Consider the following 17,547-nt stretch of genomic DNA (forward strand, 5'->3'; position numbering starts at 1 on the left):
TCCGGGATGTCCGCTGCGGCTGCCGAGCCTGCGCATCACGCCGAACTGAGCCGTGATGGCGTGACGACCTGCCCGTTGCTCACCTCGCGCGCCGATACGGAACGTAGCGCGGCGTCCAGACCTTGGCGTGGATGCGCGCCTCGACCTGGTCGATCGGAATATCCTTCTTCGCGAGCCCTTCCTTGTGCGCCTGCAGCGCCACCGCGAGCGCGACCGTCAGCGCGACCTCACGCAGCGCGCTGACCGGCGGCAGCAGATTGTGCTTCGGATTGTTGCGCGCCGGCGAGACGCTGGCCAGCGCCTTGGCCGCGGCCATGAACATCCCGTCGCTGACCCGGCTGGCGCCGACCGCGAGCGCGCCGACACCGACGCCCGGGAAGATGTAGGAGTTGTTGGTCTGGTCGACCTTGAAGCGCGCGCCGTTGCGGGTGATCGGCGGGAACGGGCTGCCGACGCCGATCAGCGCCCGCCCCTCGGTCCACGCCTCGATGTCGACCGGCGTCGCCTCCTCGCGCGAGGTCGGGTTGGACAGCGGGAAGATCACCGGGCGCTTGTTGCACTCGGCCATCGCGCGGACGATCGGCTCGGAGAACGCGCCGGCCTGGCCGGAGACGCCGATCAGCACGGTGGGCCTCGCGTTGCGTACGACGTCGAGCAGCGCGATCTTGTCGGGATGGCTGAGCTGCCAGCCCGCGATCGCCTGCTTGCTCTGCAGGAACGGAAGCTGGAACGGCGCGAGCCCGCTCATGCCCTCGAGCAAGAGCCCATCGCGATCGACCATGAAGAAGCGCTTGGCCGCCTCGCTCTCCGGCAGGCCGGCATCGACCATCGCGGCGCGGATCAGGCTGGCGATGCCGCAGCCGGCCGAGCCCGCCCCGAGCACGGCGACGCGCTGCTCGGTGAGCGGCACGCCGGTGACGTTGATCGCGGAGAGCAAGGCGCCGGTCGCCACCGCCGCGGTGCCCTGGATGTCGTCGTTGAAGGTCAAGAGCCGGTCGCGGTAGCGGTCGAGCATCCGCGTCGCGTTGTTCTTGGCGAAATCCTCCCACTGCAACAGGACGCGCGGCCAGCGCTTGACCACCGCGGAGACGAACGCCTCGATGAAGTCGTCATAGGCCTGGCCGCGGACGCGTTCGTTGCGCCAGCCGACATAGAGCGGATCGGCCAGGCAGTCGGGATTGTCGGTGCCGACGTCGAGCATGATCGGCAGCGTGGTCGCGGGATGCAGGCCGCCGCAGCCGGTGTAGAGCGCGAGCTTGCCGATCGGGATGCCCATGCCGCCGGCGCCCTGATCGCCGAGGCCGAGGATGCGCTCGCCGTCGGTCACCACGATCGCCTCGACGTGATCGAAGCGCGGATGGGCGAAAATGCGATCGATCCGGTGCTGGTGCGGGATGCTGAGGAACAGCCCGCGCGGCTTGCGAAACAGCCGGCTGAATTTCTGGCAGCCCTCGCCGACGGTCGGCGTGTAGACGATCGGCAGAAGCTCTTCCAGGTTGCCGACCAGGAGCGCGTAGAACAGTGTCTCGTTGGTGTCCTGCAGTTCGCGCAGAAAGGCATAGCGCTCGATGTCGGTCTCGTAGCCGCGCAACGCTTCGAGGCGGCGCGAGACCTGCTCGTCCAGCGTCAGGATGTTGGGCGGCAGCAGGCCGTGCAGGTCGAACGCCTCGCGCTCGGCCTCGGAGAACGCCGTGCCCTTGTTCAGCTGCGGATCGGCCAGCAGCTCGTAGCCGCTGAGCGCAGTGGTGGCGAAATCTGCCGTGGACTCGGACATGAGAAAGCCTTTCGAAACGGGATCCGGAGCAGGACTGTAGCACCTCGACGCGAGCGACCGGAACCCGAACCTGCCGGTCTCGCCAAGTTCTTGTTCGGCCGTGGGGCCGGACCGATTGCCTCGCAGCCATTGATGACGGCGCGATGAAGCTCGCGCCGGGCCCCGGATTGCGTGCGTCGGCGCTCGCCGCGTTCGTAGATCGTTGCACCGCGACCGGTCCGCATCGCGAGAGCGTGATCGATGGGCTCGCTGCGCGCGCTTCACGCACCCTGTTCATCTTCGTGGCCGAGATGCGATCAGGAACCGCACGCAACACTTCGCCCATATCAGAATCGTCCATGACGAAATCGCAACGCAGGCCGGGCGACATCCGTTCTGGTTCGACGCCACTCACGCCGATAGTGTCCGGCAAAATCACAGGTGAGGAAAAAACGAATCATGTCAGGAATCGAGCTTGCGACGCCACGTCTGAAATCGATTCAGCGCGTCGCGCTGGCTCTGCTGGTCGTTGCAGGGGTCGTCAATTACATCGATCGCGCGACCCTCGCAGTTGCCAATCCGCTGATCCGCGAGGAACTCGGACTGTCGATCGCGGACATGGGCTACCTGCTCTCCGCTTTTCTCTGGGCCTACGCGTTCGCACAGCTCCCCACCGGCGCGGCTGGGTCCGCGCCTGCTTCTCACCATGGGCCTCAGCCTATGGTCGCTCGCGCAGCTGATCGGCGGCCTGGTGCAGAATTTCGGCCAGTTCTTCGGGGCCCGCGTGCTGCTCGGCATTGGCGAAGCCCCGCAATTTCCGACCGGCGCGCGCGTGGTCCGCGACTGGTTCAACCAGCGCGACCGCGGGCTTGCGACCGGTGTCTTCAATTGCGCGTCATCGCTCGGCACCGCGATCGCCGTGCCGCTGCTGACCTATCTGATGCTGACCTTCGGCTGGCGCGCGATGTTCGTGATCATGGGCGTCGCCGGCCTGATCGTCGCCGCCTGCTGGTATGCGCTCTATCGCAATCCCGAGCAGGTTGCGCTCACGGCGCACGAGAACGCCTACCGGACGCAAGGCGATCCGCCCGGCCGGCGCACCAAGGTCACATTCCGCGACTGGTCGCTGCTGTTCCGCTTCCGCACCACCTGGGGCATGATCTTCGGCTATTTCGGCTGCATCTATTTGACCTGGATCTATACCGCCTGGCTGCCGGGTTATCTCGAAATCGAGCGCCATATGAGCGTGAAATACACGGGATGGGCCGCCGCGGTGCCGTTCGCCTGCGGTGTGGTCGGCGGCGTGGTCGGCGGATACATCGCCGACATCCTGGTGCGCCGCGGCGTCGAGCCGCTGAAGAGCCGGCGCTATCCGGCCGCGATCTCGCTGCTTGGAACGGCGGCCTGCACGGTGGCTGCGGCCTATGTCGAGAGCAACACGCTGGCGATCGCCTTCATCTCGATCTCGCTGTTTCTGGTCTATGTGACCAGCACCTGCGCGTGGGCTCTGAGCTCGGTCGCGGTCCCGACCAATTGCACCGCCTCGATCGGCTCGGTCCAGAATTTCGGCGGCTATCTCGGCGGCGCGCTGGCGCCGACCGTGACCGGCCTGATCGTGCAGAAGACGGGTTCGTTCGTCCCTGCCCTGGTCGTCGGTGCCTTGATCGGCGTCGTCTCGGCGGGATGCTACCTGTTCATCGTCGATCAGCCGATCACGGCAGCCGATATGGATGCCGCTTCCGACGCCAAGGTCGATCCGCTCGGCGTCGGCGCCAACCGGGAGCCGTAGGTCGGAACGAGGCCGCGGAAAAAATCTGAGGCGGATTGCCCGCGAGGTGCAGTCCGCCTTGCCTCCCGGCAAGCAACACACTCACAACATACCTTGGTATAGCTTCGCCGATTCCTTGTGGTGCCCTGCGCTTACGCTCGTACAGTAGAGCGACGGCGAGTGATTCTTATACTCGCGACTGCTCCATCGGATGAACGGTTCCCGGTGTCTCTCTGTCGACACGGTAGCAATTCTCGCCCGGCACGAGCGGCGAAATCTGTGATCGGGATCACTGCTCCGAGGAGTGATGTGCAAGACCATCATGGGAAGATCGCGCGTTCTCGAGGAACACTCAAATGATCGTCAACATTCAGAAGCTGAACGGCCTGTGGCACCTCATCGTCGGCTCGTGCAAGATCCGAACTCCGTTCCTGGAGACCCAGGACCGGGAGTGGGTCGTCGCCTACGCACGCCGGGTTTACCCCGGCGCCAAGGTTTTCGAACGCGACTGACGCTGACGCGCGCCACGGTTCATTGCCCCAGACAAAAAGCCCCGGAGCATGATCCGGGGCTTTTGCATGTTCGGGAATCATGGGGCGGACTGGCGCAGCATAATGCGCCATCTCATCCGCGGCGCGACGGCGGATGAGATGGCGCTGATCCGCCCTGCCGTTTCACCGCAGCGCCGACATCACGATCAGGCCGAGGATCAGCGCGGTCGCGGAATATTTCAGCGTGTAGTACACGTTCCGATTCCACTCCTTGACCTTGCGGCTGGCGAGATGGATCTCGTAGAGCTTGCCGAACACCTTGTTCAGTGCGCCGACATGCTCGCCGTCGACGTTCTGGGTCGCCGACGCCTTGACGATGTTGTGGCTGACCCAGCGGTTCATCCTGGTCATGAAGCCGTACTTCATCGGGCGCTCGACGTCGCAGAACAGGATGATGCGGTTGACGTCGGTCTTGTTCTCGGCGCTGTGGATGAAGGTCTCGTCGAACATGAAGGCCTCGCCGTCGCGCCAGACGCATTCGACGCCGTCGACGAGAATGCGGCACTGGTTCGAGTTCGGCGTCACCAGGCCGAGGTGATAGCGCAACGAGCCTGCGAAGGGATCGCGGTGCGCCCCTAACTTGCCGCCGGGCGGCAGCATCGCGAACATCGCGCCGTGCACGTTCGGGATCGAGTTGAGCAGCTCGACGGTCTGCGGGCACAGCGCGCGCGCCGACGGCAGGAAGTCGTCGTACCATTTCAGATAGAAGCGTTTCCAGCCGCTCTTGAAGAACGAATAGAAGCCCCAGTCGTTGTTCTTGGCCGCGGCGCGGATGAAGCCCTCGTCGAACAGGCGTGTCGCCTCGTCGCGGATCGTCTCCCAATTGTCGGAGAGCTTCTTCAGTTCGGGAAACTGCTCGATCGGGATCACCGGCGTGTTGGGCACCGCGGAGCCCGCATACATCAGCACATTGTAGGGCGCGAGATAGGTCGAGTGGTCGCCGAGCTGGCGAGCGAAGCGCAACCGCTGCTTGCCGCGGAAGTGCACGTAGAGCGTGGAGACTACCAGCAGGTAGAGAATGACGAGCTGTGGTGCGAAGAGCTGTCTCAACATGATGCGTCTAAGATCGCAGTCCGCCGACGCTCTTCATGCACCGCCCCGCAAGAGTCCCCCGTGACGGGCGGCTCAGTCCGGGCGGCGAAGTGTGCCGCCGTCCGCAAAAATTCCCCTGTTTCATAGCAACCTGGCACTGCGGCGAGGCCTGGCATCGGCCGTGCCGCGGTGCTGTCCCGGATCAGCCATGTAAGCGTCTGCTCACCAAATGTGAAGCGCTGCCTCATTTGAAGAGGCAACAATGTGGCAACATTCACACAGACAAAATTCGCCATTGACAAACTGATTAGATAATACCTAATCCTGAGATGACCCGCCGAAGAGCGCGGACATCCACAGGGAGGAATGATGAGACAGGTTTTGGCGGCAGCCATTCTCGCGGCGATGACGACGACCGCTCATGCCCAGGTTTCCGATGACGTCGTGCGCATCGGGGTGCTGACCGACCTGTCGAGCTGGGGGCGCGACAATTCCGGCCCGGGTTCGGTCGAGGCGCGCCAAGATGGCGGTCGAGGAGTTCGGCCCCACCGTGCTCGGCAAGCCGATCGAAATCGTCTCCGCCGACCACCAGATGAAGACCGATGTCGGAGTCCAGATCGTGCGCGGCTGGTTCGACAACGGCAAGGTCGATGCCGTCGTCGACATTCCCAATTCCGGCATCGCGATCGCCGTGCACAACATGGTGCGCGAGCGCAACAAGATCGCGCTGTTGTCCGGCCCCGGCGCGAGCTCGCTGACCGACGAGCTGTGCAGCCCCAACACCGTGCACTTCACCTACGACACCTACGCGCTGTCCAAGGTCACGGCGTCGGCCGTGATCGCGGAAGGCGGCAAGTCCTGGTACTTCATCACCGCGGACTACGCCTTCGGCCAGCAGCTCGAGAAGGACGCGACCCGCTTCATCAACGAGATGGGCGGCAAGGTGCTCGGCGGCGTGCGGCACCCGACCAACACCGCCGACTTCTCCTCCTTCGCATTGCAGGCGCAGAGCTCGAAGGCGGACGTGGTGGCGTTCGCCAATGCCGGCCAGGACACCGACAATTCGATCAAGCAGTCCGGCGAGTTCGGCCTCGTGCAGGGCGGCCAGAAGCTGGTCGGCCTTCTGATGTTCGACACCGACGTGCATGCGATCGGCCTCAACGCCGCGCAGGGCACCTACATGACGACGGCGTCCTACTGGAACATGGACGAGAAGACCCGCGCCTGGTCGAAGAAGTTCTTCGCCCGCGCCAACGTGATGCCGACCATGATCCAGACCGGCGTCTACGGCTCGGTGCTGCATTATCTCAAGGCGATCCAGGCCGCCGGCACCGACGACCCGAAAGCGGTGATGGCCAAGATGCGCGAGCTGCCGATCGAGGACACCTTCGTGCACGGCGGCAAATTGCGCGAGGACGGCCGTGTCATCCGCGACATGTATCTGGCGAAGGTGAAGAAGCCCTCGGAGTCCAAGGAGCCGTGGGATTATCTCGACATCATCAAGACGGTGAAGGGCGAGGACGCCTTCCGTCCGGTCTCCGAGTCGAAGTGCCCGCTGCTCAAGAAATAGGATCGATCGCGTGGCCAATGAAGAAACGTATGACTGCGACGCGCTCGTCGTCGGCTCCGGCTGCGCCGGGCTGTCGGCGGCGGTCACCGCCGGCCACCACGGCCTGAAGGTCCTGGTCGTCGAGAAGGAGCCGCGCTTCGGCGGAACCACGGCGCGCTCCGGCGGCTGGCTGTGGATTCCCGGCACCTCGCTGGCGAAGGCCTGGGGCATCGAGGAGAGCCCCGATCAGGCCAAAACCTATCTGCGCCATGAGGCCGGCAACAGTTTTGACGCCGCGCGCGTCGATGCATTCCTGACCGAAGGGCCGAAGGCGGTCGACTTCTTCACGACGAAGACCGCGGTTCGTTTCGACATGCCGCTGACCTTCCCGGACTATCATGCCGAAGCGCCCGGCGGCGCACAGGGCGGCCGCTCGATGGTGACGCGGCCGTTCGACGCCCATGAGCTCGGCGATGCCCTCAAGGATCTCGGCAGCCCCCTGCCCGAGCTCACCGTGTTCGGCATGATGCTTGGCTCCGGCAAGGAAATCGTGCATTTCATGCGCGCGACGCGGTCGCTGTCCTCGGCGGCCTATGTCGCCAGGCGGTTGTCGAAGCATGCCATCGACGTGATGCGTAACGGCCGCGGCATGACGCTGACCAACGGCAATGCGCTCGCCGGACGGCTGGCAAAATCCGCCTTCGACCTCAAGATCCCGCTCTGGCTCAACTCGCCGGTACGCGAACTGATGGTCGAGAATGGCGTGGTGCGCGGCGCGGTCGTCGTGCGCGACGGCCGCACCATCCGCGTCAACGCCAAGCGCGGCGTCGTGCTCGCCTGCGGCGGCTTTCCGCATGACGTCGCGCGGCGGCAGAAGATGTTTCCACATGCGCCCACCGGCAAGGAGCATTACTCGCCTGGGCCGACCGGCAACACCGGCGACGGCTTGCGTCTTGCGGAATCCGCCGGCGGCCGCGTCGAGGACTCGCTGCCGAATGCGGCAGCTTGGGTGCCGGTCTCGGTCACCACGCGCAAGGACGGCTCGAAGGGCGTGATGCCGCATTTCATCGATCGCGCCAAGCCCGGCGTGATCGCGGTGATGGCCGACGGCAGGCGCTTTGCCAATGAAGGCAATTCCTACCACGACTTCGTGCAGGCGATGATCAGGGCGGCGAAGCCCGGCGAGGAGATCGCGGCGTACCTCGTCTGCGATCACGACACGCTGCGCAAATACGGCCTCGGCTGCGTGCCGCCGCGCCCGATGCCGCTGGGCCACCATTTGAACACCGGCTATCTCAAGCGCGGCGCAACGCTCGCCGAGCTCGCCGCGCAAGCCGGCATCGACGCCAAGGCGTTCGAGGCGACCGTCGCGGAGTTCAACACGACCGCGGCGGAGGGCCGCGACCCCGCCTTCGGCAAGGGCTCCCGCGCCTATAACCGCTACCAGGGCGACGCGCTGCATGGGCCCAAATCCCTGCATCGCGCCGATCCAGCATGGGCCGTTCTATGCCATCAAGATGGTGATCGGCGACCTCGGCACCTATGCCGGCATCCGGACCGACGCCAATGCCCGCGCGCTCGACGCCGACGGCCAGCCGATCCACGGCCTCTATGCCGCCGGCAACGACATGGCGAGCATCATGGGCGGCAACTATCCCGGCGCCGGCATCACGCTCGGTCCCGCGCTGACCTTCGGCTACATCGCGGGCAAGCACATCGCCGGGGCTGCGGCAGAGAGAAGCGCGGCATGAGCCCAGTCCCGTCACCCTGAGGAGCGCGCTCTTGCGCGCGTCTCGAAGGGTCGACGGCCACCAGCCGGGCCGTGCATCCTTCGAGGCTCGCAAGAGCTCGCACCTCCGGCGACCAAGGCGAAGCCTTTGCGCGGGGATGACGGGGGAAATAGCGTGCGTCTCGCGGCCAGCCTGGTTTCCTGCTAAGTGCGAAACGACGAACACGAACAGGGCCACATGACGAGAGAAAGCCGCGGCATACAGTCGATCGAGGTCGGCGGAGAATTGCTCCGCGCGCTCGCCCGCAGCGGCGAGCCGATGATGCTGCGCGATCTGGCGCGCGAAGCCGGCATGCCGCCGGCCAAGGCGCATCCCTATCTCGTCAGCTTTTCCCGCATCGGCCTGATCGAGCAGGACGAGACCACCGGCCGCTACGAGATCGGCGCGCTCGCGCTCGAGCTCGGCCTGATCAGCCTGCGCCGGCTCTCCGCGGTGCGGATCGCGACGCCGCGGATCGCCGCGCTCGCCGACAGCGTCAATCATGCAGTGTCGCTCTCGGTCTGGGGCACTCACGGCGCGACCGTGGTGCGGCTCGAAGAGCCGAGCCATCCCGTGCATATCGCGATGCGCGTCGGATCGGTGGTGGCGCTGCTGGAGACCGCGACCGGCCGCGCCTTCGCCGCCTTCATGCCGCCGAACGCAATCAAAACGGCGCTCGAGAGCGGCCTCGACCGCCTCGGCGTCGGCTACAATCCGAAGCGCGAGTCCGTCAACCCGAAGGCCGCGGAGATGCTCGCCGAGGTCCGCAGCCGCGGGCTCGCGCGCGCGATCGGCGATCCCCTGCCCGGCGTCAACGCCTTCGCCGCGCCGGTGTTCGATCACGCCGGCCATGTCGCCCTGGTCATTACGGCGATGGGTCCGGAGGGCACCTTCGACGTCAGCTGGGACAGCGCCATCGCAGCCGCGCTGCGGAGCTGTGCGGGCGATATCTCAAGGCAGCTTGGGCACGGCACGGTGCCGAAGTCGGGGTGATGTGTTCCCATCGTCATTCCCCAACGCGCAATTGCGCATCTGAGGGCGTGAGGAGCACCAACCCGGAATCCATTTCACCACTTGGCAGGTGGACACGATCCGGCTGCAGCCTTCCGAAGCAGCGCGGCCAGCATCGAACATGTGTTCCAGATCACATCGGTTGGCGCGGCGACACGGTAGTGTCGAGGCATCCCGCTACGAATTTCTCGCCTGCGCAACCGCGGCAGGATTTCTAGGCATTACCGCGATTGTCGAAGCCGCAACCGCAGGCGCACGACCGGTTCCAGTGGAGCCAGCTCGAAATCACGTTTCAGCAATGAACCTTACCAAGACCCCCGTGACCAATTTCTTGGCAGAGTCCGCTCGAAGCGAGCGGGCCGAGCCTCAATGATTGTCAATGTTTGTTTTTGAGGTGGTCCTTTTCGGACTAACAAGGAGATATGTGATGCCATTCTTGCCAACACCTTTGCAGAACAATGTTGTCATCCAGAACAACACCACCGGCGTCGTCGATTACCTGAAATACGAGGGTTCGACGCTGGTCGCCTCGATGACGCAGGACTACGGCCTCGGTGCGGATTGGAAAATCGTGGCCAACACCCCGACTACCCTGGTGGCGCAGAACGCCAAGACAGGCTTCGTCGACTTTCTCGGGATCGGCGCCAACGGAGCCCTGACGTCCTCCGCGATGACCTCCGTGGCGCTGCCGCGCATCTTCGGTTATTCGGTCGATACCGGGGAATTCGGCTCGCAGCTCGCCGACGGCTCGATCGACATGTTGCAGTTCAATACAACGACCGGTGCCTTCACTGGCAGCAGCCTGGTCGCCGGAAGTGCCGGCCTTCCAACCGCTGTCGGCATTTCGACCTATGCTTCGACCGCCCCGGCATGGGCCGGAGTGGCCAGCCCCGGCCTGGCTGGCGATGTGATCAACACCCAAACGGCGTCCGGCCAGCTCGATATTATCGGGCTGGGCGGCAACTTCGCTGCTCTCAACGTCCAGGCCAGCTATCTGGTCGCGAACAGCGTCGGTACCCCGCGGATCGGCGATCTGAATTCTGATTCCGCGAATACGGGCTTCAACTACCAGAATGGCGCCGGCACCCCGCAAGGTCTGGAGGCGACCACGATGACGGCGTCCGGGCAGATCGACCTGCTCTACTGGGCCGTTGGTACGCCTGACACGGCCGACACCGGCTATCTCTACGCCAGCAACATGCTCTCCGGCAATTTTGCCGGCTGGAGCGTCGTCCAGGGCGGCTCGGTCGAGAGCTTCCGCGTATTCCCCGTGACGTAAACTGACTGAGCCGGACACGGGAAGGCGCACGACCAGCAATGCTCGTGTGCCCGAGAACTGGAATGCAGCCGGACTATCGTCCGACTGCATTCTTTCCGAGGCAGCGCGGCCGGGATCGCAGTCATCGATTACGGGAATGCCGTCGCATCAATCGTGATTCCGGCAAGTACATTTGGAATACTTTCTCGTTGCCTGGACGTTCGGTTGAACCATCGCGTGATATTTTTGCACTAATTGATACTTTTTGAAAATGAAGCCCGGTGCGACAACGAACGCAACGGATGATCTGGGGAAGTTTAGCGGTCGAATTATTGAACCGCGAAGATTATTGCAGAGGGCAGCCCACATGATCGGTAGCCAGCAAATTGCAGCCGTGCCCGCGACGCCGGCTGATACAGGTCTCGGCAGCCTTGCGCTGGTGCTCGCCATGCTGGGCGAAGCATTCGACATCGAGCGGGCGCGACGCGAACACATCCAGGACGGCCGCACAGCGGAGTGCGATGATCTCGTGCGCATCGCACGCGGCGCCGGGCTGAAGGCGCAAGTCGTCCCGACGTCGATCGATCGCCTCAGGGTGCTGCCGCTGCCGGTGATCGCACGTTGCCAGGACGGCACCTTCTTTGTGATCGGGCGGTGGGCCGAAGCCGACGTCATGGTCGGTCTCGGCGGCGGGCCGCCGGTCCGCTGGACCATGGAGGAGCTGGCGCAGAAATGGACCGGCGAGGTCGTGCTGTTCGCCAAGCGCGACCAGCTTCCCGGCGAGGTCAAGCGCTTCGGACTGAGCTGGTTCATTCCCGTGATCAAGCGCTTCTCGAGGGTCCTTACCGAAGTGCTGGTCATCTCGGTGTTCATCCAGCTCGTCGCGCTGGCCTCGCCGTTGTTCTTCCAGGTGGTGATCGACAAGGTGCTGGTGCATCGCGGGCTCACCACGCTGAACGTACTGATCATCGGCCTCCTAGTCATCAACGTCGCCGACGGGTTGCTGAACTGGCTGCGCACCTACGCCTTTGCCCATACCACGAGCCGGATGGATGCCATTCTGGGCTCGCAACTGTTCCGGCACCTGGTGGCGCTGCCGATCAGCTATTTCGAAAGCAGAGCGACCGGCCAGACCGTGGCGCGGGTGCGGGAGCTGGAGAACGTCAGGACCTTCGTCACCTCCTCCGCACTCACCTTGGTGGTTGACGTCGCGTTCAGCCTGCTCTTCCTGGCGGTGATGTTCTGGTACAGCGCGTCACTGACACTCGTGGTGGTGCTGTCGATCCCGTTCTACATCGTGATCTCGCTGGTCATCACGCCGATCCTGAAAGCGCGAGTTCAGGAGAAATTCCAGCGCGGTGCCGCCAATCAGTCACTGCTGGTCGAGAGCCTCGCCGGCATCCAGACGCTGAAGGCCTGCGCGGTGGAACCGCAAATGCGACGGCGCTGGGATGAGCAGCTCGCCGCCTACATCGGATCCTCGCTGCGGGTGGTGACGATGGGCGCCGCCGGCTCGCAACTGGTCGGCCTGGTCAACAAGGTGACGAGCGCCGCGCTGCTGTGGTTCGGCGCCCAGGCGGTGATCGCCAATCATCTCACCATCGGCGAGTTCGTCGCCTTCAACATGCTGGCGGGCCAGATCAGCGCGCCGGTGCTGCGGCTCGCGCAGCTGTGGCAGGATTTCCAGCAGTTTCGCCTCTCGATTGAGCGGCTCGCCGACATCATCGATACGCCGACCGAACCCAATGTCAGCTCCAGGCAGAACCTGCCGTCGATCAAGGGGCATCTGCGGTTCGAGAACATCGGGTTCCGCTACCAGCCTGACAATCCGGAGGTGCTTCGCGATCTCTCGTTCGAGATCGGCGCCGGTGAAGTGGTCGGCATCGTCGGCCGCTCCGGCTCCGGCAAGTCGACCCTGACCAAACTGCTGCAGCGGCTCTACACGCCCGAGCGCGGCCGCGTCATCGTCGACGGATTCGACATCGCGCTGCTCGATCCGGCCTGGTTGCGACGCCAGATCGGCGTGGTGCTTCAGGAGAACGTGCTGTTCAATCGTTCGATCCGCGACAATATCGCCCTGGTCGATCCCTCGATGCCGCTCGAGCGGGTGATGCAGGCTGCGCTGCTGGCCGGCGCGCACGAATTCATCTGCGAACTGCCGCATGGCTACGACACCATTGTCGAGGAGCGCGGCGCCAATCTCTCCGGCGGCCAGCGCCAGCGCATTGCGATTGCCCGCGCGCTGGTCACCAATCCGCGGATCCTGATCTTCGACGAGGCCACCTCGGCGCTCGATTACGAGAGCGAGCGGATCATCCAGAACAACATGCGTGCGATCTGCCGCGGCCGCACCGTGCTGGTCGTGGCGCATCGGCTTTCCACCGTGCGTGCCGCGGACCGCATCCTGGTGATGGAGCGCGGGCAGCTCGCCGAAGCGGGCACCCATGACGTGCTGGTGCATCACAACGGCCTCTACGCCAATCTCGTCCGCCAGGCAGCAGGGTGATCGCCATGGTACAGCCGATGCCGCTGCGTCCCGCCGACAACAACGATAACAGTGCCGCACCGAAGCTGGTGCCGTCTCGTCCGACGCGACTGCGCCTGATCCCGGCCGGCCCGCGGCTCACGGCCCGGGAGCGCGAGTTCCTTCCCGCCACGATCGAGCTGATCGAGACGCCGTTGTCGCCGACGCTGCGTTTCACGGCGTCGGCGCTGTGCGGCCTGCTCGCCGTCGCCGTGATCTGGGCCGCGCTGGCGCGCATCGACATGGTCGCGGTGGCCGACGGCAAGGTCGTGCCGCTCGGCCAGGTCAAGGTGGTGCAGCCGCTCGAAACCGCCATGATCCGCGCCATTCACGTCGACGAGGGCGATCATGTCACGGCCGGCCAGTTGCTGGTCGATCTCGACCCGACCGAGGCGCATGCCGATCTGGAGGCGCTGATCTATAACCGCACGCAGGCGGAGCTTGATGCCGAGGTGGCGCGCGCGCTGCTTGGCCGCGATCCCGAACGGTCGTTCCACGGCCCCGCCGGCGCGCCCCCTGCGCTGGTTGAGCAAAGCCACAACCAGGCGCGGCGCGAGATCGAGAAACATCTCGCGACGGTCGCAGGCTTCGCAGCCGAGATCGCAAAGAAGGACGCGGCGCTCGAATCCAACGACGCGCAGATCGAGCGTGCCAAGCTGATCCTTCCCTTGCTGGAGGAGAAGAACAAGACGGCGAAAGCGCTCTACGAAAAGGGCAACGGCACCCGGCCGCCGGTGCTCGATAGCGAGCAGCAGATCGTCGAGAAGCAGGCCGACCTCAAGATTGCCGAACGCAACATCAGCCAGATTCAGGCCGATCGCAGCTCGATCCAGGCCAAGCTCGCCGAGAGCGAAGCCGGCTACATGGCCGACAGCACCGACCGCCTGACCAAGGCCTTGACCAAGGTTTCGCAGTTCGACCAGGACATCACCAAGGCGCGGCAGAAGGAGAGCTATCGCCGTCTGGTGTCGCCGGTCGACGGCACGGTCCAGGGGCTGAAGATCCACACGTCGGGAGCGGTGGTCACCACCGCGGACACGCTGATGACCATCGTCCCCGACGGTGCCGGCATTGAAGTCGACTGCATGGTGCCAAACAAGGATATCGGCTTTGTCAGCGAAGGACAGGATGTCGAGATCAAGCTCGAGGCCTTCCCCTTCTCGCGCTACGGCCTGGTGCCCGGCCGGATGCGCAAGCTCGGCCGCGACGCCACGACCGCTAATGCCGGCCCCGGCCCCGCTGCGGCGGCGCAGAATCCGATGGCCGGGATTGCCGGCGCCCAGCCGGCCGAGCTTGCCTATCCCGCCCGCGTGACGCTGCTGCGGGACTGGATCCTGGTCGACGGCCGCCACGAACCGATCCGCCCCGGCATGCGCGTCTCCGCCGAGATCAAGACCGGCGACCGCCGCGTCATCGAATACCTACTGTCGCCGGTCCTGCAGGCCGTGAAGGAAGCCGGCAGGGAGCGGTGAAGCTGCCGCTCGATGTTTCAGCAAAAAGCCCCGGACGATGCCGGGGCTTTTCGTTTGGTCGTTCGCGCGATGTCCGCGGATCAGTAGCGGTAGTGATCCGACTTGTACGGACCTTCCTGCTTGACGCCGATATAGTCGGCCTGGTCCTTGCGCAGCTCGGTCAGCTTGACGCCGATCTTGGCGAGATGCAGGCGGGCGACCTTCTCGTCGAGCGTCTTCGGCAGCACGTAGACCTTCTTGGCGTACTTGGCATCCTTGTTGTTGGCGAACAGCTCGATCTGCGCCAGCGTCTGGTTGGTGAAGGACGCCGACATCACGAAGGACGGGTGGCCCATCGCATTGCCGAGATTGACCAGGCGGCCCTCCGACAGCATGATGATGCGGTGCTTGTCGGGGAACTCGATCTCGTCGACCTGCGGCTTGATGTTGGTCCACTTCAGATTGCGCAGGCTCGCGATCTGGATTTCGTTGTCGAAGTGACCGATGTTGCAGACGATGGCGCGATCCTTCATCGCGCGCATGTGCTCGATGGTGATGATGTCCTTGTTGCCGGTGGCGGTGACGAAGATGTCGGCGCGGGGCGCTGCGTCTTCCATCGTCACGACCTCATAGCCTTCCATCGCCGCCTGCAGCGCGCAGATCGGATCGACTTCGGAGACCATGACGCGGCAGCCGGCCTGGCGCAGCGAAGCCGCCGAGCCCTTGCCGACGTCGCCGAAGCCCGCGACCATCGCGACCTTGCCCGACAGCATCACGTCGGTGCCGCGGCGGATGCCGTCGACCAGCGACTCGCGGCAGCCATAGAGGTTGTCGAACTTCGACTTGGTGACGCTGTCGTTGACGTTGATCGCCGGGAACAGCAGCGTGCCCTTGTTGGCCATCTCGTAGAGGCGATGCACGCCCGTGGTGGTCTCCTCCGAGACGCCCTTGATGTTCTTGGCGATCTCGGCGAAGTAGCCCTTCGGCTTCTCCTTCAAAAGGCGCTTCACCAGCGCGTAGAAGATCTCTTCTTCCTCGGAGGTCGGCTTGTCGAGGAAGGCGGTGTCGCCCTGCTCGGCGCGGTAGCCAGCGTGCACCAGCATGGTGGCATCGCCGCCGTCATCGAGGATCATGTTGGGCGTGCCGCCGCCGTGCCAGTCGAACAGCTTGGCGGTGTAGTCCCAGTACTCGGTCAGCGTCTCGCCCTTGACGGCGAACACCGGAATGCCGGCCGCGGCGATCGCGGCCGCGGCGTGATCCTGGGTCGAGTAGATGTTGCAGGAGACCCAGCGGATGTCGGCGCCGAGCGCGGCAAGCGTCTCGATCAGGACCGCGGTCTGGATCGTCATGTGCAGCGAGCCCGCGATGCGCGCGCCCTTCAGCGGCTGCTTGGGGCCGAACTCCTCGCGGGTGGCCATCAGGCCGGGCATTTCGGTCTCGGCCAGCGAGATTTCCTTGCGGCCGAAATCGGCGAGCGCAATGTCCTTGACGATGTAGTCGGTGAATCCGGGCTTCGTGGGGGCGTTCATGAGAGCGTCCTGTTGTTGAACTGGTCATCCCGGGGCGCCGCACAGCGGCGAACCCGGAAACTTGATGTGAGCAATAGAAATCCCGGGTTCGCTCGCTCGCGCGAGCGCCCCGGAATGACGCGTGAGTTAGAGCGAGCGCTTGAGCGGCTCGACGAGATCGGTCTTCTCCCAGGAGAAGCCGCCCTCATTGTCCGGCGTGCGGCCGAAATGACCGTAGGCCGAGGTGCGCGCGTAGATCGGACGGTTGAGGTCGAGATGGGCGCGGATGCCGCGCGGTGTCAGGTCCATCGCCTTGGCTGCCGCCTTCTCGAGCTCGTCCTCCGACACCTTACCGGTGCCGTGGGTGTCGATGTAGATCGACAGCGGACGCGCCACGCCGATCGCATAGGCGAGCTGCAGCGTGCAGCGGTCGGCAAGACCGGCCGCGACGATGTTTTTGGCCACGTAGCGCGCGGCATAGGCAGCCGAGCGGTCGACCTTGGTCGGATCCTTGCCGGAGAACGCGCCGCCGCCATGCGGAGCCGCACCACCATAGGTGTCGACGATGATCTTGCGGCCGGTCAGGCCGGAATCGCCGTCGGGACCGCCGATGAAGAACTTGCCGGTCGGGTTGATGTGCCAGATCGTCTTGCCGTTGATCCACTCCTTCGGCAGCGCCTCGCGGACGTAGGGCTCGACGATGTCGCGGATCTGGTTGGACGAGAGATCCTCGATCAGATGCTGGTGCGACACCACGATCTCGCGCACGCCGACCGGCTTGCCGTTCTCGTACTGCACGGTGACCTGGCTCTTGGAGTCCGGTCCGAGCACCTTCTCCTTGCCGGAGTGGCGCGCTTCGGAGATCAGCCGCAGGATCTTGTGGGCGTAGAAAATCGGCGCCGGCATCAGATCCGGCGTCTCGTTGGTGGCGTAACCGAACATGATGCCCTGGTCGCCGGCACCCTCTTCCTTCTTCTCGCCCGGCTGCAGCGCGTCGACGCCCTGCGCAATGTCGGCCGACTGCGGATGCAGCAGGATCTCGATATCACAGGTCTTCCAGTGGAAGCCGTCCTGCTCGTAACCGATGTCCTTGATCGCGCCGCGGACGACGCTCTCGATGTGGTCGTTGGTGACGGAGCTCGGGCCGCGCGTTTCGCCGGCGATCACCACCTTGTTGGTGGTCGCGAGCGTCTCGCACGCCGCGCGGATCTGCCACGGGTCGATGCCCGCTTTCGGTCCCTCGCGGTAGAACAGGTCCACGATCTCATCCGAAATGCGATCACAGACCTTGTCCGGATGGCCTTCGGAAACCGACTCGCTGGTGAAGAGATAAGACGCGCGCATCAAGCAAACCCCTTGTTTCGTCGAAGTTC

10 protein-coding genes and 2 pseudogenes are annotated in these 17,547 nt (G+C 64.7%); 8 read left to right on the forward strand and 4 right to left on the reverse strand.

The window, feature by feature from the left end; all coding sequences use genetic code 11:
- Window positions 1-79 precede the first annotated feature (79 nt).
- Window positions 80-1,774, reverse strand: coding sequence for an NAD-dependent malic enzyme (locus ACVILL_RS40310; RefSeq protein WP_456734094.1), 1,695 nt, complete (start codon window positions 1,772-1,774; stop codon window positions 80-82).
- 685 nt (window positions 1,775-2,459) lie between these two features.
- On the opposite strand from ACVILL_RS40310, the gene ACVILL_RS40315 reads away from it, so the two are divergent.
- Complete coding sequence (locus ACVILL_RS40315) at window positions 2,460-3,542, forward strand: MFS transporter (RefSeq protein ID WP_456734095.1); 1,083 nt, start codon at window positions 2,460-2,462, stop codon at window positions 3,540-3,542.
- Window positions 3,543-3,877: 335 nt separating this feature from the next.
- Window positions 3,878-4,033: a hypothetical protein gene (locus tag ACVILL_RS40320; RefSeq protein ID WP_170991618.1), complete on the forward strand. Its 156-nt coding sequence runs from the start codon at window positions 3,878-3,880 to the stop codon at window positions 4,031-4,033.
- Between the two features lie 162 nt (window positions 4,034-4,195).
- On the opposite strand, the gene ACVILL_RS40325 is transcribed toward ACVILL_RS40320, so the two are convergent.
- Entirely contained in the window at window positions 4,196-5,125 is a 930-nt protein-coding gene (locus ACVILL_RS40325) for an aspartyl/asparaginyl beta-hydroxylase domain-containing protein (RefSeq protein WP_456734096.1), read from the reverse strand.
- Window positions 5,126-5,470: 345 nt separating this feature from the next.
- Between ACVILL_RS40325 and ACVILL_RS40330 the strand changes: the two are divergent.
- The 6 genes and pseudogenes from ACVILL_RS40330 to ACVILL_RS40355 all read left to right on the forward strand — a co-directional run bounded on the left by ACVILL_RS40330 (window position 5,471) and on the right by ACVILL_RS40355 (window position 14,687).
- A pseudogene (locus tag ACVILL_RS40330) lies at window positions 5,471-6,674 on the forward strand (ABC transporter substrate-binding protein).
- A 10-nt stretch (window positions 6,675-6,684) separates the two neighbouring features.
- Window positions 6,685-8,404, forward strand: a pseudogene (locus ACVILL_RS40335) (FAD-dependent oxidoreductase).
- Window positions 8,405-8,620: 216 nt separating this feature from the next.
- Window positions 8,621-9,415: an IclR family transcriptional regulator gene (locus tag ACVILL_RS40340; RefSeq protein WP_456734097.1), complete on the forward strand. Its 795-nt coding sequence runs from the start codon at window positions 8,621-8,623 to the stop codon at window positions 9,413-9,415.
- A 445-nt stretch (window positions 9,416-9,860) separates the two neighbouring features.
- A complete protein-coding gene (locus ACVILL_RS40345; RefSeq protein ID WP_456734098.1) occupies window positions 9,861-10,712 on the forward strand; it encodes a hypothetical protein in 852 nt (283 codons plus the stop codon).
- Window positions 10,713-11,058: 346 nt separating this feature from the next.
- Window positions 11,059-13,197, forward strand: coding sequence for a type I secretion system permease/ATPase (locus ACVILL_RS40350; protein ID WP_456734099.1), 2,139 nt, complete (start codon window positions 11,059-11,061; stop codon window positions 13,195-13,197).
- 5 nt (window positions 13,198-13,202) lie between these two features.
- A complete protein-coding gene (locus tag ACVILL_RS40355; RefSeq protein WP_456734100.1) occupies window positions 13,203-14,687 on the forward strand; it encodes an HlyD family type I secretion periplasmic adaptor subunit in 1,485 nt (494 codons plus the stop codon).
- Between the two features lie 80 nt (window positions 14,688-14,767).
- Here the strand turns inward: ACVILL_RS40355 and ahcY are convergent, their stop codons facing one another.
- Window positions 14,768-16,195 carry an adenosylhomocysteinase gene (ahcY, locus tag ACVILL_RS40360; protein ID WP_456734101.1) on the reverse strand — a complete coding sequence of 476 codons (1,428 nt, stop codon included), beginning with the start codon at window positions 16,193-16,195 and terminating at the stop codon, window positions 14,768-14,770.
- A gap of 126 nt (window positions 16,196-16,321) precedes the next feature.
- A complete protein-coding gene (gene metK / locus ACVILL_RS40365) occupies window positions 16,322-17,518 on the reverse strand; it encodes a methionine adenosyltransferase (protein ID WP_456734102.1) in 1,197 nt (398 codons plus the stop codon).
- Window positions 17,519-17,547 lie beyond the last annotated feature (29 nt).

The organism is Bradyrhizobium sp. USDA 3364 (assembly GCF_054056355.1).